The organism is Mesorhizobium sp. Mes31 (assembly GCF_024519675.1).
Taxonomy (GTDB): Bacteria; Pseudomonadota; Alphaproteobacteria; order Rhizobiales; family Rhizobiaceae; genus Mesorhizobium.
In genome coordinates this window covers 22,092-46,368 of record NZ_JALJRL010000009.1, presented here as the reverse complement: position 1 = coordinate 46,368, position 24,277 = coordinate 22,092, and the positions used below count along the sequence as shown (strand labels likewise).

General features: G+C 64.7%; 20 protein-coding genes. 14 read left to right on the top strand and 6 right to left on the bottom strand.

From position 1 onward, the window contains the following. Positions 1 to 8 precede the first annotated feature (8 nt). Entirely contained in the window at positions 9 to 1,190 is a 1,182-nt protein-coding gene (locus NR193_RS16720) for an MFS transporter (protein ID WP_256751889.1), read from the bottom strand. A 126-nt stretch (positions 1,191 to 1,316) separates the two neighbouring features. Here NR193_RS16720 and NR193_RS16715 point away from each other — a divergent pair, with 126 nt between their 5' ends. Further along, positions 1,317 to 2,225 (top strand): LysR family transcriptional regulator, encoded by a 909-nt coding sequence (locus tag NR193_RS16715; RefSeq protein WP_256751888.1) that lies wholly within the window; start codon positions 1,317 to 1,319, stop codon positions 2,223 to 2,225. Positions 2,226 to 2,272: 47 nt separating this feature from the next. Here NR193_RS16715 and NR193_RS16710 read toward each other — a convergent pair whose 3' ends face one another. Then, positions 2,273 to 3,322: an aldo/keto reductase gene (locus NR193_RS16710; protein WP_256751887.1), complete on the bottom strand. Its 1,050-nt coding sequence runs from the start codon at positions 3,320 to 3,322 to the stop codon at positions 2,273 to 2,275. Positions 3,323 to 3,517: 195 nt separating this feature from the next. Continuing rightward, positions 3,518 to 4,180 (bottom strand): YggS family pyridoxal phosphate-dependent enzyme, encoded by a 663-nt coding sequence (locus tag NR193_RS16705; RefSeq protein WP_256751886.1) that lies wholly within the window; start codon positions 4,178 to 4,180, stop codon positions 3,518 to 3,520. Positions 4,181 to 4,335: 155 nt separating this feature from the next. On the opposite strand from NR193_RS16705, the gene leuS reads away from it, so the two are divergent. The 3 genes from leuS (at position 4,336) to NR193_RS16690 (ending at position 10,355) form a co-directional block, all read left to right on the top strand. Continuing rightward, positions 4,336 to 6,960, top strand: a complete 2,625-nt coding sequence (leuS, locus tag NR193_RS16700; RefSeq protein WP_256751885.1) for a leucine--tRNA ligase — start codon at positions 4,336 to 4,338, stop codon at positions 6,958 to 6,960. Continuing rightward, positions 6,947 to 7,531 carry an LPS assembly lipoprotein LptE gene (locus NR193_RS16695; RefSeq protein WP_256751884.1) on the top strand — a complete coding sequence of 195 codons (585 nt, stop codon included), beginning with the start codon at positions 6,947 to 6,949 and terminating at the stop codon, positions 7,529 to 7,531. The genes leuS and NR193_RS16695 overlap by 14 nt, the downstream gene beginning before the upstream one ends. 265 nt (positions 7,532 to 7,796) lie before the next feature. Further along, positions 7,797 to 10,355 carry a DNA translocase FtsK gene (locus tag NR193_RS16690; protein ID WP_256751883.1) on the top strand — a complete coding sequence of 853 codons (2,559 nt, stop codon included), beginning with the start codon at positions 7,797 to 7,799 and terminating at the stop codon, positions 10,353 to 10,355. An 86-nt stretch (positions 10,356 to 10,441) separates the two neighbouring features. On the opposite strand, the gene fsa is transcribed toward NR193_RS16690, so the two are convergent. Continuing rightward, on the bottom strand, positions 10,442 to 11,098 hold the full coding sequence (gene fsa / locus NR193_RS16685; RefSeq protein WP_256751882.1) for a fructose-6-phosphate aldolase: 657 nt from the start codon (positions 11,096 to 11,098) through the stop codon (positions 10,442 to 10,444). 90 nt (positions 11,099 to 11,188) lie between these two features. Between fsa and NR193_RS16680 the strand changes: the two genes are divergently transcribed. The 8 genes from NR193_RS16680 to NR193_RS16645 all read left to right on the top strand — a co-directional run bounded on the left by NR193_RS16680 (position 11,189) and on the right by NR193_RS16645 (position 20,054). Beyond that, positions 11,189 to 13,372 carry a primosomal protein N' gene (locus tag NR193_RS16680; protein ID WP_256751881.1) on the top strand — a complete coding sequence of 728 codons (2,184 nt, stop codon included), beginning with the start codon at positions 11,189 to 11,191 and terminating at the stop codon, positions 13,370 to 13,372. A 50-nt stretch (positions 13,373 to 13,422) separates the two neighbouring features. Next, positions 13,423 to 14,118, top strand: coding sequence for an aspartate/glutamate racemase family protein (locus NR193_RS16675; protein WP_256751880.1), 696 nt, complete (start codon positions 13,423 to 13,425; stop codon positions 14,116 to 14,118). Between the two features lie 98 nt (positions 14,119 to 14,216). Continuing rightward, positions 14,217 to 14,612, top strand: coding sequence for a DUF4345 family protein (locus NR193_RS16670; protein WP_256751879.1), 396 nt, complete (start codon positions 14,217 to 14,219; stop codon positions 14,610 to 14,612). A gap of 246 nt (positions 14,613 to 14,858) precedes the next feature. Continuing rightward, on the top strand, positions 14,859 to 15,419 hold the full coding sequence (locus tag NR193_RS16665) for a F0F1 ATP synthase subunit delta (protein WP_256751878.1): 561 nt from the start codon (positions 14,859 to 14,861) through the stop codon (positions 15,417 to 15,419). After that, a complete protein-coding gene (atpA, locus tag NR193_RS16660) occupies positions 15,419 to 16,948 on the top strand; it encodes a F0F1 ATP synthase subunit alpha (RefSeq protein ID WP_256751877.1) in 1,530 nt (509 codons plus the stop codon). Before NR193_RS16665 ends, atpA begins: the two co-directional genes overlap by 1 nt. A gap of 32 nt (positions 16,949 to 16,980) precedes the next feature. After that, entirely contained in the window at positions 16,981 to 17,865 is an 885-nt protein-coding gene (locus tag NR193_RS16655) for a F0F1 ATP synthase subunit gamma (protein WP_256751876.1), read from the top strand. Positions 17,866 to 17,935: 70 nt separating this feature from the next. Beyond that, positions 17,936 to 19,546 carry a F0F1 ATP synthase subunit beta gene (gene atpD, locus NR193_RS16650; protein WP_256751875.1) on the top strand — a complete coding sequence of 537 codons (1,611 nt, stop codon included), beginning with the start codon at positions 17,936 to 17,938 and terminating at the stop codon, positions 19,544 to 19,546. Positions 19,547 to 19,646: 100 nt separating this feature from the next. Beyond that, entirely contained in the window at positions 19,647 to 20,054 is a 408-nt protein-coding gene (locus NR193_RS16645; RefSeq protein WP_256751874.1) for a F0F1 ATP synthase subunit epsilon, read from the top strand. A 50-nt stretch (positions 20,055 to 20,104) separates the two neighbouring features. Here NR193_RS16645 and NR193_RS16640 read toward each other — a convergent pair whose 3' ends face one another. Then, positions 20,105 to 21,598 (bottom strand): mannitol dehydrogenase family protein, encoded by a 1,494-nt coding sequence (locus tag NR193_RS16640; protein WP_256751873.1) that lies wholly within the window; start codon positions 21,596 to 21,598, stop codon positions 20,105 to 20,107. Positions 21,599 to 21,777: 179 nt separating this feature from the next. On the opposite strand from NR193_RS16640, the gene uxaC reads away from it, so the two are divergent. Together uxaC and NR193_RS16630 are read left to right on the top strand one after the other, a co-directional pair. Further along, positions 21,778 to 23,187, top strand: a complete 1,410-nt coding sequence (gene uxaC, locus NR193_RS16635; protein WP_256751872.1) for a glucuronate isomerase — start codon at positions 21,778 to 21,780, stop codon at positions 23,185 to 23,187. A gap of 47 nt (positions 23,188 to 23,234) precedes the next feature. After that, positions 23,235 to 23,573: a cupin domain-containing protein gene (locus tag NR193_RS16630; protein ID WP_256751871.1), complete on the top strand. Its 339-nt coding sequence runs from the start codon at positions 23,235 to 23,237 to the stop codon at positions 23,571 to 23,573. A gap of 172 nt (positions 23,574 to 23,745) precedes the next feature. On the opposite strand, the gene NR193_RS16625 is transcribed toward NR193_RS16630, so the two are convergent. Next, positions 23,746 to 24,198 carry a cupin domain-containing protein gene (locus tag NR193_RS16625; RefSeq protein ID WP_256751870.1) on the bottom strand — a complete coding sequence of 151 codons (453 nt, stop codon included), beginning with the start codon at positions 24,196 to 24,198 and terminating at the stop codon, positions 23,746 to 23,748. Positions 24,199 to 24,277: the final 79 nt, after the last annotated feature.

Sequence of the window (24,277 nt, the reverse complement as noted above, 5' to 3'; positions counted from 1 at the left end):
GGCTGATGTCACGACCGGACGGAAGCAGGCGTGCCGAGCGTGGCAGGGCGATCGAGACGCAGTGCCAATCCTGCCACGGCGAGCGCCGTGAGCGGCAGCAGGGCGGCGACCCAGGGGAGCGCACCAAGGCCGAGGCCATGGGCGATGACCGCGCCACCAAGCCAGGCGCCGGCGGCGTTGCCGAGATTGAAGGCGGCGATGTTGAAGGACGAGGCGAGGCTCTGGCCGGCACCTTGCGCCTTTTCCAGTACCCACATCTGCAGTGGCGCCACGGTGGCGAAGGCGGCAGCACCCAGCAGGCCGACATAGATGACGGCCATGACCTGGCTGTGGATGGCGAAGCTCATGGTTGCCAGCACCAGCGCCAGCACCACGAGACTGCCCAGCACGGCCGGCACCAGCCAGCGATCGGCGACCTTGCCGCCGGCGAGATTGCCGGCGATCAGACCGCCGCCGAAGACGAGCAGGATCGGCGAGACGGCCGCTTCCTGGAAGCCGCTGATCTCAGTCAGCAGCGGGGCGATGTAGGTGAAGACGGCGAACACCCCGGCATAGCCTAGCACGGTGGTGGCGAGGCCGAGCAGGACGGGCGTGCGGCGCAGCACGGCGAGATCGGCGCGCAGGTCGCTCTTCTCGGGCGCCGTCTGGCTGCGCGGCACCAGAGCCAAGATGACGGCGAAGGCCGCCAGACCGACCACGGTGACCGCCCAGAAGGTCGCCCGCCAGCCAAAGGCCTGGCCGAGCCAGGTGCCGAAGGGAACGCCGAGGATGTTGGCGATGGTCAGGCCGGTGAACATCAGCGCGATCGCCGAGGCCTTCTTGTTGGGAGCCACCAGTCCGGTGGCGACGACAGAGCCGACGCCGAAGAAGGTGCCATGGGCAAAGGCGGTGATGACGCGGGCGCCCATCAGCGTCCAGTAGTCGGGGGCCAGCGCACAGGCGAGATTGCCAAGCGTGAAGATCGCCATCAGCGCCAGAAGCACCGTCTTGCGTGGCCAGTTGCCGGTGGCGATGGTCAACAAGGGCGCGCCGATGACGACGCCGAGCGCATAGCCCGAAATGAGCTGGCCGGCGGCGGAGATCGAAACGCCGAGATCCTTGCTGACATCAAGCAGCAGACCCATGATGACGAATTCGGTGACACCGATGCCGAAGGCACCGGCGGCGAGGGCGTAGAGAGCTAGAGGCATGGCGGTTTCCACTTCGACGACGAAGAGCGCCTTGTCCAAACCCGCGCCCCGACTCGGAAGATCGTGCCGCCATGCACTGTGAACCAGACTTGCAATGGGCACATTTTCTGTGAAATAGATTCACAGATGGCGAGATCCGACATCAACCGCTCCGGCGAGATAGAAGTGTTCGTGCGCGTCGTCGAGGAAGGTAGTTTCTCCTCTGCGGCCCGCGCGTTGCGCATGACGCCATCGGCGGTGAGCAAGCTGATCGCGCGGCTGGAGGCCAGGCTTGGCGCACGGCTGGTCAGCCGCTCGACACGTCGCCTGCAGCTGACGCCGGAAGGCACGGCGTTCTATGAAAGTGGCCTGCGCATCCTTGCCGACATGGCGGCGGCCGAGCGCGAGGCGGCGGCGGGTGCGGCGCCGCGCGGGCGGCTGCGCGTCAACACCTACGTGCCATTCGGCGTGCACCGGCTGATCCCGCTGCTGCCGCGCTTCCTCGAACGCTACAGGGAAATCTCGGTCGATCTGGTGCTGACCGACAGTGTCATCGACCTGATGGCCGAACGCGCCGATGTCGCCATTCGTGCCGGGCCGCTTGGCGAATCACGTCTGGTGGCGCGCAAGCTCGGGCAAAGCCCGGTGGTGGTCGTTGCCGCGCCCTCATACCTCGAGGCGCATGGCACGCCGCGGACACTTGCCGAACTGGAGCGTCACAACCGCATGGGCTTCGGCTTTGTCCGCCATATTGATGGGTGGCCGTTTGTGGACGCTGCCGGCGCTGCCGTCATCATCCCCATCACGGGCAATGCGCTTGTCGGCGACGGCGAAGCGATGCGGCTGATGACGTTGGCCGGGGTCGGCATCTCCCGGCTGGCGCGCTGGCATGTGGCGGCCGACATCGCCACCGGGCGGCTGGTGCCGCTGCTGGAGGAGTTCAATCCGGGCGACGAGGAGGTTACCCACGCCGTCTATGTCGGCCAGGGCCGTCACCTGCCGGCGCGAGTGCGTGCCTTTCTCGATTTTCTTGGCGAGAACGCGCGGCTGACCTGACATCCCGGAAGCCGACGGGCTCCCGGGATGGTCATCATCGGCAGGCGCTATGCCTTCGGCGTGAACGGCGCCGGGCGCCGGCCCGCTGCCTGGCGCTCCAGCATCCAGCCGGGATATTCGGCTGGCAAGGCGCTGATCGCGTCGAGCTTGGCGAGATCGTCCGCGTCGAGCTTCACTTCAGTCGCGGCAAGGTTCTGTTCGAGTTGCTCCATGCGGCTGGCGCCGATGATGACGCTCATCACGAAAGGCTTGGCCAGGACATAGCCGAGCGCAACCGTGGCGACACTGACGCCATGCTTGGCGGCGATCTCGCGCATGACCGCGACGGCTGCCCAGGCACGGTCCTCGTTGACCGGCGGGAAGTTGAAGCTGGCGCGACGGCCCTCGCCATTACCGGGCGCGCCGGGGCCGTATTTGCCCGACAGCAGGCCGCCGGCCATCGGCGACCATACCATCAGGCCGAGCTTTTCCTCGTTGAGCAGCGGCACGATCTCGCGTTCGAGGTCACGGCCGGCGATCGAATAATAGGACTGGACGGTCTCGAAGCGGGCGAACCCCTTGCGGTCGGCGATGCCGAGCGCCTTGGCGATGCGCCATGCCGCCCAGTTGGAGACGCCGACATAGCGGACCTTGCCGCTGGCAACCAGGTCGTCCAGGGCCCGCAGCGTCTCGTCGATCGGCGTCACCGTGTCGGTGCCGTGCAGCTGATAGAGATCGATATGGTCGAGCTGCAGCCGTTCAAGGCTGGCGTCGACCGAATCCATGATGTGGCCGCGCGAGGAGCCGCGCTGGTTCGGGCCTTCGCCCATGGCGCCATGGACCTTGGTGGCGATGACCACGTTCCGTCTGTCGACGCCGAGATCCCTGAGCGACTGGCCGAGCAGCCGTTCGGACTCGCCGAAGGAGTAGACATCGGCGGTATCGAAGAAATTGACCCCGGCGGCGAGCGAACGGGCCATGATCTCGTTGACACCCTTCTGGTCGAGGCTGGCGATCAGGCCCCATTGGGCATTTTCGCCGGCGGCGCCGAAAGTCATGGTGCCGAGGCAGAGTTCGGAGACGAACATCCCCGTGTTTCCAAGCTGGTTGTAACGCATGGTGAAGCTCCAGGAGAAATTTTAGATGGCACAAAGCAAATAGGAACGGTACGTTTCGTTTCAACCTTTGGCGCAATAATGCCTTGGGGTTGGCCCAAAGATGCTGGCATGGGTAAGGGTGAGACGCAGGCGGATAGGTTAGTCGGCAACAAGGAATGTTGCCCTGGACCTGCTGCCTAAGCAGACTTGCCGGGACTACAGGCTGCCGAAAATCGCCGAACCGACCCTGACACTGGTGGCGCCAAAGGCGATCGCCGTCTCGTAGTCGCCCGACATGCCCATCGACAGTTTCGCAACGCCGGCTTCCTTGCCGAGCTTCTCCAGCAAGGCGAAGTGGGGGCCAGGGTTTTCGTCGGCCGGTGGGATGCACATCAGGCCTTCGATGGCGAGGCCATGGATATCGCGGCAGCGGGCGACGAAGGCGACGGCGTCGCGCGGCTCGATGCCGGCCTTTTGCGGCTCGGAGCCGGTGTTGACCTGGACGTAGAGTTCTGGCGCGCGGCCTTGCCGGGTAATCTCCTTGGCGAGTTCGGCGGCGATCTTCTCGCGATCGACCGTCTCGATGACGTCGAACAGCGCCACCGCTTCTTTCGCCTTGTTCGACTGCAGCGGGCCGATCAGGTGCAACTCGATATCCGGGAATGCCTGCTTCAGCGCCGGCCACTTGCCTTGCGCCTCCTGCACGCGATTCTCGCCGAAGACGCGCTGGCCGGCCTCGATGACGGGGCTTATGTCGGCTGCATCGAAGGTCTTGGAGACCGCGACCAGCGTCACCGCACCGGCTTCGCGACCAGCCTCGCGCTCGGCGGCGGCGATCTTCGCCTTGACCGCGAAAAACTGCTGAACGGCGTCGCCCATATGCAAATCCCGCTGTTTTGACCCGCGTTTTTACCCGACGCGATGCCCATATGGTTGACGGGTTTGCCAAACCATGGTGAACACCCGGACCACATTCCCTGAACCGCCGAGCTGTCGCCCGCGGTCCGTGCCTGCTTTTAAGTGAAAAACATCCGATGGCAACCGAACGATACAATCCGCGCGCGTCAGAGCCCAAATGGCAGAAGGCCTGGGACGCCAAAAAGCTGTTCGAGGCGAACAACGACGACCCGCGTCCGAAATACTACGTGCTGGAGATGTTCCCCTATCCGTCGGGGCGCATCCACATCGGCCACACCCGCAACTACACGATGGGCGACGTGGTGGCGCGCTACAAGCGGGCCAAGGGTTTCAACGTGCTGCACCCGATGGGCTGGGACGCCTTCGGCATGCCGGCCGAGAACGCGGCGATGCAGAACAAGGTCCATCCCAAGGAATGGACCTATCAGAACATCGCCACCATGCGCGAGCAGCTCAAGGTCATGGGCCTGTCGCTGGATTGGGCGCGCGAATTCGCGACCTGCGACGTCGACTATTATCACCGCCAGCAGATGCTGTTCCTCGATTTCGTCGAGAAGGGGCTGGTGACGCGCAAATCCTCCAAGGTCAACTGGGACCCGGAGGACATGACCGTGCTCGCCAACGAGCAGGTCATCGACGGCCGTGGCTGGCGTTCGGGCGCGCTGGTCGAACAGCGCGAACTGACGCAGTGGTTCTTCAAGATCACCGACTTTGCGCAGGACCTGCTGGATTCGCTCGACGGCCTCGACGAGTGGCCCGAAAAAGTGAAGCTGATGCAGCAGAACTGGATCGGCCGTTCGGAAGGCCTGCTGATCCGTTGGCCGCTGGCCACCTCGATCGCCGGCGAGCATGAGCTGGAAGTCTACACGACAAGGCCCGACACCATTTTCGGCGCCTCCTTCATGGCTGTCGCCGCCGATCATCCGCTGGCCAAAAAAGCCGCCGAGAACAACCCGGCGCTGGCGAAGTTCATCGACGAAGTCCGCCATATGGGCACTTCGGTGGCGGCGCTGGAGACGGCCGAGAAGAAGGGTTTCGACACCGGCATCCGCGTCGTCCATCCGTTCGACGAGAACTGGACGCTGCCGGTCTATGTCGCCAATTTCGTGCTGATGGAATACGGCACCGGCGCCATCTTCGGCTGCCCGTCCGGCGACCAGCGCGACCTCGATTTCGCCAACAAATACGGCCTGCCGGTGATCCCGGTGGTGATGCCGGAAGGTGCCGATGCGAAGACCTTCCAGATCACCGAGGAGGCCTATGTCGACGACGGCGTGATGATCAATTCACGCTTCCTCGACGGCATGAAGCCGGAGAAGGCGTTCAACGAGGTCGCAAAGCTGCTGGAGCAGAAGACCGTCGGCAACCGGCCGATGGCCGAGCGCAAGGTGAATTTCCGCCTGCGCGACTGGGGCATTTCGCGCCAGCGCTACTGGGGCTGCCCGATCCCGATGATCCATTGCGAGGATTGCGGCGTGGTGCCGGTGCCGAAGGCCGACCTGCCGGTCAGGCTGCCCGACGATGTCGAGTTCGACCGGCCCGGCAATCCGCTCGACCGCCACCCGACCTGGCGGCACGTCAAATGCCCGCAATGCGGCAAGGACGCGCGGCGCGAAACCGACACGATGGACACGTTCGTCGATTCGTCGTGGTACTTCGCCCGCTTCACGGCACCCTGGGCGCATGAGCCGACCGATCCCAAGGCGGCGAACGAGTGGCTGCCGGTCGACCAGTATATTGGCGGCATCGAGCATGCGATCCTGCACCTGCTCTATTCGCGCTTCTTCACCCGCGCCATGCGCGAGACAGGCCATGTCGATCTGGCCGAGCCGTTCAAGGGCCTGTTCACGCAAGGCATGGTGGTGCACGAAACCTACCGCGTCGGCTCGGCATCGAACGGCCGCTGGCTGGCGCCAACCGAGGTGCGGCTGGAGGGCGTCGACGGCGAACGCCGCGCCTTCGACATCGCCACCGGCGAGGCCGTCACCATCGGCCCGCTCGAGAAGATGTCGAAGTCGAAGAAGAACACGGTGAGCCCGGAAGACATCACCGACGGCTACGGCGCCGACACCGCGCGCTGGTTCATGCTGTCGGATTCGCCGCCCGAGCGCGACGTCGAGTGGACCGACGATGGCGCCGCCGGCGCGCATCGCTTCATCCAGCGCATCTGGCGCCTGGTGTCGATGGCTGCCGAAACGCTGGCAGGCATCAAGCCCGCGGCGGCTGGTGCCGGCGAGACCGCAGTCGTCTCGAAGGCCGCGCACAAGATCCTGAAGGCGGTCGGCGAGGATATCGAAAAACTCGCCTTCAACCGCGCCATCGCCCGCATCTACGAACTGGCCAACGCGCTGACCGCGCCGCTCAACGAGGTGGCGGAAGGCAAGGCGGATCCGGCGCTGCAGGGCGCCTGCCGCGAGGCCGTCGAGATCCTCGTGCATCTCATCGCGCCGGTCATGCCGCACCTGGCCGAGGAGTGCTGGGAAACGCTCTGCGGCACCGATCTGGTCGCCGAACGGCCATGGCCTGTCTTCGATCCGGCGCTGGTCGTCGACAACGAAGTCACCTATCCGATCCAGGTGAACGGCAAGAAGCGGGGGGATTTGACAATTGCCCGCGACGCGGACCAAGGTGCGGTCGAAAAAGCGGTATTGGCTCTCGACTTCGTGCAGAAAGCGCTCGAAGGTAAGGCACCGCGCAAGGTGATCATCGTGCCGCAGAGGATCGTCAATGTCGTTGCCTGATCCGGAGAAGACAGACGTGAGCCGTGTGCTGCGCCACATCGCGCTTGCCGGCCTGATCGGCTCGCTTGCGCTGGTCTCGGCCTGCACGGTGCGGCCGCTCTATTCGAACGCGCCGCTGTCTGCGGGCTCGAACGCCAGCGCCAATGCCGAGTTGGCGTCGATCGGCATCAAGCCGGTCAAGACGCGGTACGCCCAGCAGGTGCGCAACAATTTGATCTTCGGATTTGGACGCGGCGCCGGCGAACCAGCCTCGCCCGCCTATTCGCTTGATCTCAGTGTGACCGAAGCCGTCGAATCCTCGGCACTTGTCCAGGTTGGAACCGATCAGGACGAGCCGACCGCCGGTTCCGTGACGCTGACCGCCAGCTACTTGCTGCACGATGCGAACACCGGGGCGGCGATCGCATCCGGCAAGCGCTCGATCACTTCGTCCTTCGACAGGCCGCGTCAGGAATTCGCCTCGTACCGGGCGCAGATCGACGCCGAGAATCGCGCCGCGCGCGAACTGGCCGAAGCGCTGCAGCTGTCCATCGCCCAGGATCTGGTCAGGCACGGCAAGACAGCCGGCTAGCGCCCTCTTCGTTTCACGGAAACGCTATCTCGATCTTGGTGCTCGGGCCGCTTTGCGATGGCCAGGAGCCAGATCTTGGGCTCTCTTTCCAGCCCTAGGCATGTGGATGAGTGGTTGATCGTGGACGACGATCAGCGGCCCGAATCCGATCGTCCGCCATCGCCGCAAAAGATGCGGCTCTCTCGCTCCGACGGAGCCGACGGGAAGCAACTGTTAACCACTCGCTCCCTATTGCTCAACAGACATTTCAGAGTGAGTCTTGAGAATGGAATCCAAGCGTTTTCCTCGGGTCAATTCATTGCATGCAGCTTCGCCCGATGATCCCGAAGGTGAGCGTTTCAACGGCATGAGCGACAAGGTGGATGGCCGGCAGGTTGGCGCAGCCAGGGCCGGCTATTCCCCGCGGTTTGTTGATCTCGGCGGCAACGAAAGCCCCGCCTGGCAAGACTATTTCTTCCTGGCGCCCAATGTGCGGTTCACGCGCACGCCAGATTACGAAGCCAACACGCGCCGTCCGCAGCCCGACCAGATTGCCGTCGAGCAAAGCGAAGCACAGGCGCCGCCGGCGCGGCAGGAAAGCACACAATCCACCGCGGCTGCGGCATCCCACGCAGCCTCGTCCTCGCCATTGTCGGCGCCGAAGAAAAGCCCCGCTTTGGACGCGGCCCGGCCGCCTGCCGGCGCCAGGGCCATGATGCGTGAAAGACCGCCGGCGACGGCCACGGCATCCGTTCCGCCAAGGCCTGCCGGCGAAATCGCGCGGGCTGCGCCGGTGGGTCCGAGGATGGCCGCGACGGCACGCGCATCCGCACCTGCGGCGCCTGCCCAGAGAACGGCGGCGGTCAAGACGACCGGTCACGAAAATGTGCGCTGGCCCTATCTGTCGGATCACGTCTTTTTCGAGGTCATGGCGCCCTACATGATCGAAGGTCCGTCACCAGCGCCGCGCGCCGTCCCGGTTCGGCGCACGGCCGCGCCGGTTGCCGAACGGGTCGACGTTCGTGCAACGCCAACGGCCGATCTCACCTCGTCGTTCCGTGTCATTGAATGCCTGCCAGGCGTGCAAGCCCCGTCAGCCTTACCGGACGTCCGCCCGGCCAATTCGAACGAAGCCGCGGTGCAGCCGGCGGCGGTCGCAATTCCTGCCGTTGCGAGCAACGCCATTTCGGTACGAGCCTTGCCGGCTCCGGAAGAGACCGTGCCGGTTCCGGTCGCGCGCGTATCTTCGCCACTGCCCATGGCCGGGAAAATTGTGCCAGCGACGACTGGCGGGGCGTACGAGCTCCCCTCGGAGGAGCTGTTGCAGCAGCCGCCGGAGGGACAAGGCTTCTACATGTCGCAGGAGCGGCTCGAGCAGAACGCCGATCTCCTGGAAAGCGTGCTCGAGGATTTCGGCGTGCGCGGCGAGATCATCCATGTTCGCCCGGGCCCGGTCGTCACGCTCTATGAGTTCGAACCGGCGCCGGGCGTCAAATCCTCCCGTGTCATCGGGCTTGCCGATGATATCGCCCGCTCCATGTCTGCTATTTCGGCGCGCGTCGCGGTCGTGCCCGGCCGCAACGTCATCGGCATCGAACTTCCCAACGAGACGCGCGAAACCGTCTATTTCCGCGAGCTGATCGAATCGGAGGGTTTTCGCAGGACCAGCTGCAAACTGGCGCTTTGTCTCGGCAAGACGATCGGTGGCGAGCCGGTCATCGCCGAGCTGGCGAAGATGCCCCATTTGCTCGTCGCCGGCACCACCGGCTCCGGCAAGTCGGTTGCCATCAACACCATGATCCTGTCCTTGCTTTACCGGCTGAAGCCGGAAGAGTGCCGGCTGATCATGGTCGATCCAAAGATGCTCGAACTCTCCGTCTATGACGGCATCCCGCATCTTCTGACCCCCGTCGTCACGGATCCCAAGAAAGCCGTCACCGCGCTCAAATGGGCGGTGCGCGAGATGGAGGATCGGTATCGCAAGATGGCGCGGCTCGGTGTGCGCAACATCGACGGCTACAACGAGCGCGCCGCCGCCGCCCGCGACAAGGGCGAGACGGTTGTCATGACCGTGCAGGCCGGCTTCGAAAAGGGCACTGGCGAACCGCTTTTCGAGCAGCAGGAAATCGACCTTGCGCCGATGCCGTACATCGTCGTCATCGTCGATGAGATGGCCGACCTGATGATGGTTGCCGGCAAGGAGATCGAAGGCGCCATCCAGCGTCTGGCGCAGATGGCGCGCGCCGCCGGCATCCACCTGATCATGGCAACGCAACGCCCCTCGGTCGATGTCATCACGGGCACGATCAAGGCGAACTTCCCAACCCGGATTTCCTTCCAGGTGACATCCAAGATTGACAGCCGCACCATCCTCGGTGAGCAGGGCGCCGAACAACTGCTCGGCCAGGGCGACATGTTGCACATGATGGGTGGGGGGCGCATTTCCCGCGTGCATGGTCCCTTTGTTTCCGACGCGGAGGTCGAGCATGTCGTGGCGCATCTGAAGGCGCAGGGCCGCCCTGAATATCTGGAAACCGTCACAGCCGACGAGGATGAGGAAGAAACCGAGGACGACCAGGGCGCGGTCTTCGACAAGGGATCCGTTGCAGCCGAAGACAGCGATGCCATCTACGACGAGGCGGTCAAGGTGGTGGTGCGCGACAAGAAGTGTTCGACGTCCTACATCCAGCGCCGCCTCGGCATCGGTTACAACCGCGCCGCATCCCTGGTCGAGCGCATGGAAAAGGAAGGGTTGGTCGGCGCACCCAACCATGTCGGCAAACGCGAGATCATCATGGGCCGGCGCCAGCAGGTGAGCGCGCCTGACCAGGACGGCACCGATTGAGCGGCAGGGTCCTTTGACGATGTGACCTATGAAGCGCAATAAAAAAGGCCGGTTGCCCGGCCTTTTTGTTCAAGCGGCGCCTGGCTTCAGCCGATCTTCTGGCCGGTCTTCGCCCAGTCGGCCAGGAACTGCTCGAGGCCCTTGTCGGTCAGCGGATGCTTGACCAGCGCTTTCAGCGTCGCCGGCGGGGCGGTGACAACATCGGCGCCGATCAGGGCTGCCTGCTTGACATGGTTCACGGTGCGAACCGAAGCAACGAGGATCTCGGTCTGGAAGTCGTAATTGTCGTAGATCTGCCGGATCTCCTGGATCAACTCCATGCCGTCCGAGCCGGTGTCGTCAACGCGGCCGACGAAAGGCGAGATGAAGGAGGCGCCGGCCTTGGCGGCGAGCAGCGCCTGGTTGGCCGAGAAGCAGAGCGTGACGTTGACCATGCGGTTCATCTTCGTGCGGATCGTCTTGCAGGCCTTCAGTCCGTCGAGCGTCAGCGGCACCTTGATGCAGACATTGGGCGCGATCTTGGCCAGCACCTCGGCCTCCGCCATCATGTCCTTGTACTCGGTCGCCACGACTTCCGCCGAGACCGGACCTTCGACGATATCGCAGATCTGCTTGGTGACGTCGGCGATCTTGCCGCCCGATTTGAGGATCAGCGAAGGGTTGGTGGTGACGCCGTCGAGCAGTCCCAGATCGTTCAGCTCACGGATATCCTTGATGTCGGCGGTGTCGACAAAAAATTTCATGGCGGTCTCCTGACGATTTCGTCGTGCCGACAAGGGCACGTTCAGCGTTGCGCTTTGATCTAGACCAAAGTCGGGGCAAGGTCACGCCTCATGATCGAAGATTCGCCCTTTGTCGCGGCCGCACCGGTGCTGGTGCCGATGCCCGCCGAACGCCCCTACACCTACGCCGTGCCGGCCGGCATGCGTGTGGTGCCGGGTTCGATCGTGCGCGTGCCGCTCGGCCCGCGCCAGGTCGCCGGCATCGTCTGGGATGGCGCCGTCGAGAAGGTCGACGCAAGAAAGCTGCGTCCCATCGAGCAGGTCTTCGATTGCCCGCCGATCGGCCGCGCGATGCGCCGTTTCGTCGACTGGGTGGCGCAGTACACGCTGTCGCCGCCGGGCATGGTGGCGCGCATGCTGCTCAGGGCGCCTGAGGCCTTCGATCCCGAACCGTGGATCGAGGGGCTGCAACGCACCCTCATCGCACCCGACCGGATGACGGGGGCGAGAGCGCGCGTGCTGGAGACAGCCGAAGGCGGTCTTGCGTGGACGCGGTCGGGTCTCGCCCATGCGGCCGGCGTATCGTCGACGGTGATCGACGGCCTGAGGGCGCAAGGCGTGTTCGAGACGGTGATGATCCCGCCGCGACCGGTGGTGGCCGCGCCCGATCCCGGCTATGCCGTGCCGGAATTGATGCCGGACCAGAGTGACGCGGCGCTGATGCTGCGCGCCAATGTCGCAGCCGGCGTGTTCAATGTCGCGCTGCTCGACGGCGTCACCGGCTCGGGCAAGACCGAGGTTTATTTCGAGGCGGTGGCGGCGGCGCTCGACCAGGGCAAGCAGGTGCTGATCCTGCTGCCGGAGATCGCGCTGACGCATGCCTTTCTCGAACGCTTCCAGCAGCGATTTGGCGCCAAGCCGGGCGAATGGCATTCCGACCTGCCGCCGAGGATGCGGGAACGGGTCTGGCGGCAAGTGGCGGAAGGCGGCGTGCGTGTCGTCGCCGGCGCGCGTTCGGCGCTGTTCCTGCCGTTCAAGGAGCTTGGCCTGATCGTCGTCGACGAGGAACACGACCCTGCCTACAAGCAGGAAGACCGCGTCTTCTACAATGCGCGCGACATGGCGGTGGTGCGCGGCCATATCGGCAGCTTTCCGGTCGTGCTGGCGTCGGCGACGCCATCGGTCGAAAGCCGCGTCAATGCCCAGCAGGGTCGATACAGCAGGGCCGTGCTCGCCGCCCGCTTCGCCGAGGCGGCTCTGCCGCACCTCAAGGCGATCGACATGCGGCGCGCGCCGCCCGCGCGTGGCGGCTTCCTGTCTCCGGTGCTGCTCGACCATATGCGTCAGACGCTGGAGAAGAAGGAGCAGTCGCTGCTGTTCCTCAACCGGCGCGGCTATGCGCCGCTGACGCTGTGCCGGGTCTGCGGCCATCGCTTCGGCTGCCCGGTGTGCTCGGCCTGGCTGGTCGAGCATCGCTTCCGCGGCCAGCTCGTCTGCCACCATTGCGGGCACAATGAGCGCCGTCCCGAGGCCTGCCCGGAATGCGGCACGCTCGATCATCTGGTGGCTTGCGGGCCGGGCGTCGAGCGCATCGCCGAGGAGGTCGTCGCGCATTTCCCCGACGCGCGCACCATCGTGCTGTCGTCCGACCTGATGGGCGGCGTGCGGCGGCTGCGGCTGGAGCTGGAGGCGATCGCCAATGGCGAGGCTGACATCGTCATCGGCACGCAACTCGTCGCCAAGGGCCACAACTTCCCCAACATGACCCTGGTCGGCGTCGTCGATGCCGATCTGGGCCTGGCCAATGGCGATCCGCGCGCCGCCGAGCGTACCTTCCAGCTGCTCAGCCAGGTGACCGGCCGCGCCGGCCGCACCGGCAAGAAGAGCCTCGGCCTGCTGCAGACCTTCCAGCCCGACCACCCGGTGATGCGGGCGATCGTCTCAGGCGATGCCGAGGCGTTCTACGAACGCGAGATCGCCGAGCGCGAGCGGGCGGCCTTGCCGCCCTTCGGCCGGCTCGCCGGCGTCATCGTCAGTGCGGTGACCCGAGCGGAAGCCGAGGGCCATGCGCGCGGCCTGCGCCGCGCCGCGCCCGAGGCAAAGGATCTGTTCGTGCTTGGCCCGGCGGAGGCACCGCTGTCCTTGCTCGGCGGCCGTCATCGCTTCCGCCTGCTGATCCAGGGTGAGCGCCGCGCCGACATGCAAGGCTTCATCCGCGCCATGCTCGCCAACGGCCCGAAGCAGCGCGGCTCGGTCAGGGTGCAGGTCGACATCGACCCGCAGAGCTTTTTGTAGGGTCGCGATATCAGCACTCGGCCGCAAGCCGGAGAGAGATGGAAGATCACATGAAAACCCTTGGCCTTCTCGGCGGCATGAGTTGGGAATCGACCGCCATCTACTACCGCCTGCTCAACGAGATGGTGCGCGAGCGCCTGGGCGGCTTGCACTCGGCGAAACTGCTGCTGTGGTCGTTCGACTTCGCCGAGATCGCCGAGCGGCAGCATCACGGCGACTGGGACGGCGCCGGCGCGCTTCTCGTCGAAGCGGCGCGCAAGCTCGAGGCGGGCGGCGCGGAAGGCCTGCTTCTGTGCACCAACACCATGCACAGGCTGGCCGATCAGGTGCAGGCGTCCGTATCCATCCCGCTGATCCACATCGCCGATGCCACAGCGGTGGCGGTCAAGCGCGCCGGCATGCAGCGCCCGGCGCTGCTGGCGACGCGCTTCACCATGGAGCAGGATTTCTACAAGGGCCGCCTCGCCGACAAACATGGCCTGCGGCCCGTCGTGCCCGATGCGGCCGGGCGCGACATGGTCCATCGCGTCATCTACGAGGAACTGTGCCAGGGCATCGTCGCCGAAGCCTCCAAGGCGGCCTATATTGCCGAGACCGAACGCCTGCGGCGCGAAGAGGCGGCCGACAGCGTCATCATGGGCTGCACCGAGATCACCATGCTTATCGGCCAGCAGGACTTCGACATTCCGGTCTTCGACACGACGCGCATCCATGTCGAAGCGGCGGTCGAGTTCGCGCTGGGCTGACGCGCTTCCGCTCGAAAATAGCCGACGCCTATCTGGCGCATGTCTGCGCCTTGGCTAGAATGCCCGGAATTTCAAAGCAGGCATTTCGAGGGGACAAGATGGATTTTGCGTTTCCATGGCCGATGAGCCAGGGCGAATGGCTGGCCTGGTCGAGCGCTGTCGTCACCGCGCTGCTCGGCCTTCTGTTTTTTCTGGCGCCTGCCCTGGCCTTCCGTGTCCTGCGCCTGCAGGTCAGGCCCGAGAAGGCGGCGGCGATCGCCGAAGGGCGCGGCAGAATGTCGGGCTTCTATCTCGGTGTCGGCCTGTGCTGCATCCTGCTGGCGCAGCCGCTGATCTACATGACGCTTGGCTTCTCCTGGCTGTTCACTGCCTTCGGCCGGTTGCTGTCGATGATGTCGGACGGCGCCAACACGCCTTTCAACTGGGTCTCCATTGTGGTGGAATTGGCGCTGGCGGCGTTGCCGCTCGCCTTCGCCTTCGGCTTTGTGCCTTGAATCGTTGGCTATTCCGGGGCGCAAGACGGGTGACTTTCGCCGGATGCGACAATAGTGCCTGAAAACCATGCGGAACGACGCATTGCGGTCTTAAAATGCCTGTGCTAGACGGCAATCGACTTTCGGCCGGGGATAGCGGAAGCCGCGCCTCCGTGCTCGAAAAAATGCAGTAAGGTCAAAGATTTAGCCAGAGTTTTTGCTCGCGCCAACAATCTGCGGCCTGTCAGACAAGAGAAAAGACGGTCCGTGGCCCAATCGTCATCGCCAATCTCAGGTGTCGCAGAACGCTATGCGGGTTCGCTGTTCGAACTCGCGCTGCAGGCAAATTCCGTCGCCAAGGTCGAGGCCGACCTCAACAGTTTCGAGGCGATGCTCGCGGGCAGCGCGGATCTTACCCGGCTGATCAACAGCCCGGTGTTTTCCAGCGAGGACCAGGCCAAGGCTATCGCGGCGATCGCCGACAAGGCCAGGATCACAGGACTCACCGGCAATTTCCTGCGCGTCGTCGCGAGGAACCGCCGGCTGTTCGCCATCCCCGGCATGATCAGGGCATTCCGCCAGATCGCCGCCGAACATCGTGGCGAGACTGCTGCCGAAGTGACGTCGGCTCATGAGCTGACCGCCGCCCAGCAGACCGAACTCAAGGCGGCGCTGAAGGGCGTTGCCGGCAAGGACGTGGCCATTTCCGTTACCGTCGATCCGTCGCTGCTCGGCGGGCTGGTGGTCAAGATGGGCTCGCGCCAGATCGATACGTCGCTCAAAACCAAACTCAATTCGCTCAAGCTTGCACTGAAAGAGGTCGGCTGATGGACATCCGCGCCGCGGAAATTTCCGCAATTCTGAAAGACCAGATCAAGAATTTCGGCAAGGAGGCCGAGGTCTCCGAAGTCGGACAGGTGCTGTCCGTCGGTGACGGTATCGCCCGCGTCTATGGCCTCGACAACGTCCAGGCCGGCGAGATGGTCGAATTCCCCGGCGGCATCCGCGGCATGGCGCTCAACCTCGAAGCCGACAATGTCGGCGTCGTCATCTTCGGTGCCGACCGTGACATCAAGGAAGGCGACATCGTCAAGCGCACCGGCGCCATCGTCGACGTTCCCGTCGGCCCCGGCCTGCTCGGCCGCGTCGTCGACGCGCTCGGCAACCCGATCGACGGCAAGGGCCCGATCAAGGCAGTCGAGCGCAAGCGCGTCGACGTCAAGGCGCCCGGCATCATCCCGCGCAAGTCGGTGAACGAGCCGATGTCGACCGGCCTCAAGGCCATCGATGCGCTGATCCCGGTCGGTCGCGGCCAGCGTGAGCTGGTCATCGGCGACCGTCAGACCGGCAAGACCGCCATCATCCTCGACACGATGCTCAACCAGAAGTCGGTGCACGACAACGGCCCCGAAAAGGAAAAGCTCTACTGCGTCTACGTCGCCGTCGGCCAGAAGCGCTCGACGGTCGCGCAGTTCGTCAAGGTGCTGGAAGAGCGCGGCGCGCTCGAATATTCAATCATCGTCGCCGCCACCGCTTCCGATCCGGCGCCGATGCAGTTCCTGGCGCCGTTCGCCGGCTGCACCATGGGCGAATATTTCCGTGACAACGGCATGCACGCGCTGATCAGCTACGACGATCTGTCGAAGCAGGCCGTCGCTTACCGCCAGATGTCGCTGCTGCTGCGCCGCCCGCCGGGCCGCGAAGCCTATCCGGGCGACGTCTTCTACCTGCACTCTCGCCTGCTCGAGCGCGCCGCCAAGCTCAATGACGATCTGGGCGGTGGATCGCTGACCGCGCTGCCGATCATCGAGACGCAGGCCAACGACGTGTCGGCCTACATCCCGACCAACGTGATCTCGATCACCGACGGCCAGATCTTCCTCGAAACCAACCTGTTCTTCCAGGGTATCCGCCCTGCGGTGAACGTCGGTCTGTCGGTCAGCCGCGTCGGCTCGGCCGCGCAGGTCAAGGCGATGAAGCAGGTCGCCGGCTCGATCAAGGGGGAGCTCGCGCAGTACCGCGAAATGGCGGCCTTCGCGCAGTTCGGCTCGGATCTCGACGCCGCCACGCAGCGCCTGCTCAACCGCGGGTCGCGCCTGACGGAGCTGCTGAAGCAGCCGCAGTTCTCGCCGCTGAAGACGGAAGAGCAGGTCGCGGTGATCTTCGCCGGCGTCAACGGCTATCTCGACAAGCTGCCGGTCAACCAGGTCGGCAAGTTCGAGCACGGCCTGCTCAGCCACATGCGCGCGGCCGGCAAGGATGTGCTCGATGCCATTCGCAAGGAAAAGGCGCTGTCGGACGATCTGCGCGCCAAGCTGAAGGCGGAAATCGACGCCTTCGCCAAGACCTTTGCTTGAACGAAGCCGGACGACGGGATCAGGTTTGAAGCATGCCTTCACTAAAAGACCTTCGTAACCGTATCGCCTCGGTCAAGGCGACGCAGAAGATCACCAAGGCGATGCAGATGGTCGCCGCGGCGAAGCTGCGCCGTGCGCAAGAGGCCGCGGAAGCGGCGCGCCCCTATTCGGAGCGCATGGGTTCCGTGCTGGCCAACATCACCCAGGCTGTCGGCGGCGGCGGCGATGCCCCGGCGCTGATGACCGGCACCGGCAAGGACGACGTGCACCTGCTCGTCGTCTGCACTGCCGAGCGCGGCCTGTGCGGCGGCTTCAATTCGCAGATCGCCCGCCTTGCCCGCGACCATATCCGCAAGCTGCTGGCCGACGGCAAGCAGGTCAAGATCATCTGTGTCGGCAAGAAGGGCTTCGATATCCTGCGCCGCGACTATGCATCGATGATCCTCGACCGCGTCGACCTGCGCGAAGTCAAGACGCTCGGCTTCGTCAACGCCGACGCCATCGCCAAGAAGGTCATCCACCTCTTCAACGAGGGCGGCTTCGACATCTGCACGCTGTTCTATTCGCAGTTCAAGTCGGTGATCAGCCAGATCCCGACCACGCAGCAGATCATTCCGGCCGGTCTCGCCTCCGCTCCCGCAGAGGCGGTGGATGGTGGCAACGCCGTCTACGAATACGAACCGGAGCCGGGCGAAATCCTCTCCGACCTCATTCCGCGCAACATCTCTGTGCAGGTTTTCCGGGCGCTGCTCGAAAACGCGGCCGGCGAAATGGGCGCCAAGATGAGCGCCATGGACAATGCGACGCGCAACGCCGGCGAGATGATCAACAAGCTGTCGATCACCTACAACCGTCAGCGGCAGGCGCAGATCACCAAGGAACTGATCGAAATCATTTCGGGCGCCGAGGCGCTCTAGGCGCGGTTCGCGGGTCATCGATCCGCGACCGGATCGCGTGAGAAACAAAGGACGAAAAAGGGTAAAGACGATGGCGAAAGCAGCGACCCCCAAGACAGCGGCCCCCAAGGCCGCGGCCGCGAAGACCGCAGCCCCCGCGAAGGCGGCAAAGGCTCCGGCAGCGGCAGCCAAGGCGGCTCCGGCCAAGGTATCTCCGGCAAAGACGGCGGCAGCGCCCGCAAAGGCCGCCGCAGCCAGGACATCGGCAGTGGCCACCAAGGCGACCGGCGTCGTCGGCAAGGTTCGCCAGGTCATCGGCGCGGTCGTCGACGTGCAGTTCGGCGATCACCTGCCGGCGATCCTGAACGCGCTCGAGACCACCAATGTCGGTAACCGCCTGGTGCTCGAAGTTGCCCAGCATCTGGGTGAAAACACCGTGCGCTGCATCGCCATGGACTCGACCGAAGGTCTGGTGCGCGGCCAGGAAGTGCGCGACACCGGCGCGCCGATCACCGTGCCGGTCGGCCCGGGCATGCTCGGCCGCATCATCAACGTCATCGGCGAGCCGGTCGACGAAGAAGGCCCGGTCGACGCGATCGAAATGCGCTCCATCCATCAGCCGGCTCCGAGCTATGTCGAGCAGTCGACGGAGGCCCAGATCCTGATCACCGGCATCAAGGTGCTCGACCTGCTGGCGCCCTACGCCAAGGGCGGCAAGATCGGCCTGTTCGGCGGCGCCGGCGTCGGCAAGACCGTGCTGATCCAGGAACTGATCAACAACATCGCCAAGGCGCATGGCGGCTACTCGGTGTTCGCCGGCGTCGGCGAGCGCACCCGCGAAGGCAACGATCTCTATCACGAGTTCATCGAATCCGGCGTCAACAAGAAGGGCGGCGGCGAAGGCTCCAAGGCGGCACTCGTCTATGGCCAGATGAACGAGCCGCCGGGCGCGCGCGCCCGCGTCGGCCTGACCGGCTTGACGGTTGCGGAATATTTCCGCGACCAGGGCCAGGACGTGCTGTTCTTCGTCGACAACATCTTCCGCTTCACGCAGGCAGGTTCGGAAGTGTCGGCTCTGCTCGGCCGTATCCCGTCGGCCGTGGGCTATCAGCCGACGCTCGCCACCGACATGGGCGCGCTGCAGGAACGCATCACCACCACCACCAAGGGTTCGATCACCTCGGTGCAGGCCATCTACGTGCCGGCCGACGACTTGACCGATCCGGCACCGGCGACCTCGTTCGCCCACCTTGACGCGACGACGACGCTGAACCGCGCCATCGCCGAAAAGGGCATCTACCCGGCAGTCGATCCGCTGGATTCGACCTCGCGCATGCTCGACCCGCTGGTCGTCGGCGACGAGCACTATGGCGTCGCGCGCCAGGTGCAGTCGATCCTCCAGCGCTACAAGTCGCTGCAGGACATCATCGCCATCCTGGGCATGGACGAGCTGTCGGAAGAGGACAAGCAGACTGTGGCGCGCGCGCGCAAGATCGAGCGCTTCCTGTCGCAGCCCTTCTTCGTCGCCGAAGTGTTCACCGGCGCGCCGGGCAAGCTGGTCGACCTCGCCGACACCATCAAGGGCTTCAAGGGCCTCTGCAATGGCGACTACGACCACCTTCCGGAAGCTGCCTTCTACATGGTCGGCGGCATCGAGGAAGCGGTCGAGAAGGCACAGCGCCTGGCGGCCGAAGCGGCTTAATCAAGCGAATAGCGAATAGGGAGTAGCAAATAGGGGGCAGTGGGTCGGTCGAGTTTCTTCACTACTCGCTACTCGCTATTCCCTATTTGCTAGATTGATCATGGCTGAAGCTTTCAAATTCGAACTGGTTTCGCCGGAGCGCCTGCTGGTTTCCGAGCAGGTCGAGTCCGTCGTCATTCCGGGCGCCGAAGGCGAGATGACCGTGATGGCGCATCACGCGCCGGTCATGACCACCATCAAGCCGGGTGTCGTCACGGTGAAGACCGCGGCGGGCCAGGAAGAGCGCTATGTCGTGTTCGGCGGTTTCGCCGACATCGTCCCGGCCGGTTGCACGCTGCTGGCGGAATCGGCTGTCGCGGTGAAGGATGTCGATCGTGCCGATCTCGCGCGCCGCATCCAGGAAGCCAAGGAAGACGCCGCCGACGCCAAGGACGACCAGGCCCGCAGCAAGGCGGAACAGTTCCTCAGCCAGCTCACGACGCTGGAAGGCGCCATCCTGCCGGCCTGAGCCGGATCGCGATCGCGGATTGAAAAAGCGGGGCTTGCCCCGCTTTTTGTTTAGCTGCCCAATGTGGCGAAGGCCGCTGCCGGTCCGCCACGGCGCAACTGTTCGAGATGGTTGGCCGTGAGCTCCATCAATCTTTCGCGCCCTGGCTCCCCCTTGGCAAAGCCGGCCAGATCGAACACCGCGGCGGCAGTCTCGGTGGCCGACAGGCGGCTGCCACAGATTGCTGTCATCGGCACGTCGAGCGGATCGGTGAAGTGGGCCTCGGGCAAGGATTTGCCGCGCGCTTCGCAGGCCGCGATCCAGGCGGCCACGACCAGCATAAGATGCCTGGGCGCGGCGCTTGCATGGAGGCGCTCGATGGCCGACGCGACGATGCGCTGTGGCAGCTTCTGGCTGCCGTCATTGGCGATCTGGGCCGTGCGGTGGGCGAGCGCGGTGTTGGAAAAGCGCTCGGCGAGCTCGGCCGTATAGGCTGATGTATCGAGCCCGGCATCCTCGGGCAACGTCGGAATGGCTTCGGCCCATAATGCGTCAACAAACTGGCGTATCGCCGGATCGGCGAAGGCGCGGTCGACGGTGGCGTGGCCGCTGAGCAGGCCGAGATAGGCGATCCCCGAATGCGCGCCGTTGAGCAGCCTGAGCTTCATGTCCTCGAACGGCCCGACGTCTTCGACCATGGTGACGCCGAACCGTTCCCAGGCCGGCCGACCCGCTGGGAACCGGTCCTCGATCACCCACTGGCAGAACGGTTCGGTCATGACCGGCCAGGCGTCCTCGACACCGAGTTCGACGGCGATCCTTGCCCGGTCGGCGTCGGTGGTCGCCGGCACGATGCGGTCGACCATGCTCGACGGAAACGCCACCTGGTCGGCGATGTGGCTGGCGAGACTGGCATCGCCCTTCGTGCCGAGCCTGGCATCGCGCAATTCGGCGAATTCGGTCAGCAGCCGGTGCAGCGTGGCGCCGTTGGCCGGAAGGTTGTCGCAGCAAAGCACGGTGAAGGGCGGCGTGCCGGCGTCGCGCCGCCGGGCAAGCGCCTCGGCGAGAAAACCATGCGCGGTCTTCGGCATTTGCGGATTCGCCAGATCATGGACGACATCGGGGTGAGCGGTGTCCAGTCCGCCGCCCGCTGCCCTCAGATAAGCCTTTTCGGTGATCGTCAGCGTCACGATGCGGGTGCGCGGATCGGTCAGCGCGGCCAGCACAGCGCCAGGGTCTTCCGGCGCCACCAGCATCGAGCCGATGGAGCCGATGACGCGGAGTTTCTCCTCGCCGCTGCTCCTGATTGCCAGCGTGTAGAGCCCGTCCTGTGGCGACAGCGCGTCGCGCGTATCGACGCTGCGCAGCGAAACGCCGACGATGCCCCAATCCATCTCCCCCGCCGCCAGGCAGTCGTCGACATAGGCTGCCTGATGGGCGCGGTGGAAGGCGCCGACGCCGAGATGCACGATGCCGGGGACGACCTTGCTGCGGTCGTATCCCGGGATTGCGACCCCCTTGGGCAGCTGTTGTAGCGTGGTGTCGGACAGATGGCTGCTGGTCATCGCATTGCAGGAGCTAAGGGGTTTGGGCGGCGTGGCATGGAAATATCCCGGCGCGGCGGATGACAAGCGGCGTAACACCTGTTTCCGCCTGCCGCAAGGATGCCTGTTTCGGAGGCTACGTTGACATCGTCTCTGGCCGAACGTACCGATTAACCAATCTGGAAGGAGCCGCTTTTCCCATGGTCGCGCTGACCGATCCGGACCTGCTGTTTCCATCCGAGGCGCGTTCGCGCTCGCTTGCCCGCGACCTCTACGCCGGCGTCAAGGATCTGCCGATCGTCAGCCCGCACGGCCACACCGATCCGCGCTGGTATGCGCTCAACGAGCCGTTTCCCGATCCGGCGCAACTGCTCATCGTGCCGGATCACTACATCTTCCGCATGCTGTTCAGCCAGGGCGTGCGCCTGGAAGATCTCGGCGTGGCGACGCTGGACGGCGCACCGGTGGAGACCGACGGCCGGGCGATCTGGCGGCGCTTTGCGGAAAACTATTTTCTCTTCCGCGGCACGCCGACCAGGCTTTGGTTCGACCATGTGCTGGCGCATCTGTTCAACATCGAGGAGCCGTTGAACGCCGCGACGGCCGACCGCCATTACGACGCCATCGCGACGCTGCTGCAGTGGGAGAATTTCCGCCCGCGCGCCTTGTTCGAGCGCTTCAACATCGAGGTGATCGCGACGACGGAAGGCGCGCTCGACGATCTCAAATGGCACCAGATGATCCGCGACAGCGGTTGGCAGGGCAGGGTCGTCACCGCCTACCGGCCGGATGCCGTCGTCGATCCCGACTTCGAAGGGTTTTCAGCCAATCTCGACCGGCTCGGCGAGATCACCGGCTGCGACACCGGCGGCTGGGCCGGCTATCTCGATGCGCATCGCCAGCGGCGCGCCTTCTTCAAAAGCTTTGGCGCGACCTCGTCCGATCACGGTCATCCGACGGCCGAGACCGCCAATCTTTCGGATGCGGCGGCCGAAGAGCTGTTCAATCGGGTTCGCCATGGTTCGGACGACGAGCGCGAGAAGCGGCTGTTTCGCGCTCAGATGCTGACCGAGATGGCAAAGATGAGCCGGGATGACGGGCTCGTCCTGCAGATTCATCCCGGTTCCCAGCGCAACCACTCGCGCGCCATCTTCGAGACATTCGGCCGGGACAAGGGTTTCGATATTCCGACCAGGACGGACTATGTCTCGGCGCTGAAGCCGCTGCTCGACTGCGTCGGGCTGGAGCGCGACCTGACGATCATCCTGTTCACGCTCGACGAGAGCAGCTATGCGCGCGAACTGGCGCCGCTGGCCGGCGTCTACCCGGCGCTGAGGCTCGGCCCGGCGTGGTGGTTCCACGACAGCCCGGAAGGGATGCGCCGGTTCCGCGAGATGACCACGGAAACGGCCGGCTTCTACAACACCGTCGGCTTCAACGACGACACCCGTGCCTTTCCGTCGATTCCGGCCCGCCACGACGTGCCGCGCCGCGTCGACTGCGCTTTCCTGGCCAAACTCGTCGCCGAGCACAGGCTGCGCGAAGACGAGGCGCATGAGCTGGCGCGGGAACTGGCCTATACGCTCGCCAAGAAAGCCTATCGACTCTGAAATGTGCTGGCGCGGGCCCGGCTGTCTGGCGCCATGAGGATGGAACGATGACGCAAGCAGAGTTTTTCGCGCATGCCGGCGAGGGTGGCTGGACGGCGACGCCGGACGGCAATCGCCGGCGTGTTCTCTTGCACACCGATGAATTGATGATGGTCGAGTTCGGCTTCGACAAGGGTGGCGTCGGCGCGCTGCATTCGCACCCGCATGTCCAGGCAAGCTATGTCGCCGAAGGCCGCTTCGAGGTGACCATCGACGGCCGGACCGAGATTTTGGAAGCCGGCGGCAGCTTCATCGTCCCGTCCGGTCTGGTGCACGGCGTCAAGGCACTTGAGGCGGGACGGCTGGTCGACAGTTTCACGCCGCACCGGGCCGATTTCCTCGCCTGATCGCGCGGAATCAATGCGCGCCGGAAGGTGCCCGCGCCGCTTTGGTCCGGCACATCCCGCAAACGAAAAACCCGCACCTCCGCAGAGGCACGGGCTGCTGCCTGTGCGCTTTGGTGCTGCGGTATTCCAACACCACAGCGGGATACGAACCTGGCGCATCAAAAACGAATTGTCACTTCTTGCTCGGATCGTCCGCCGGGTTGACGTAGGTGATGGCGAAGGGGCCCTCGCCGTGAACCTGGACAATCGTATCGCTTGTCGTCCACGCGAAATGGTTCATTCCCGTCGGGGCAACGCCGAAGCCGCCAGCCGTCAGTTCGATACCCTTCGCCTCGTCGAGCTTGTCGCCCATTCCGATATGAAAATTGCCGGAAATCACCGTCACATATTCCGAGGTGGGGTGGTTGTGCGCCGGAATTTTGTAACCTGCCGGCATCTTCAGCCGCAGCACATAGATGCCGTCTTTTGACGGATCGCCCGCAACAACCGCGAACTGTGCGCCAGCCGGAAGGACAGCAGGAGCGGGACCCCATTTGATGCTGTCGGCATTCATCGGCATGTCATCAGCAAGCAGGGGCGCTGTTCCAACAAGCAGAAGTGCAAGTGTGCAGGCAAGTTTCAACATCTTGGTATCTCCGTTCGGTTCGCAGAAAGGTCGCGTTTTTGCCGAGCTCGACAGATGACAAGGTCAGGTCATCGGATGG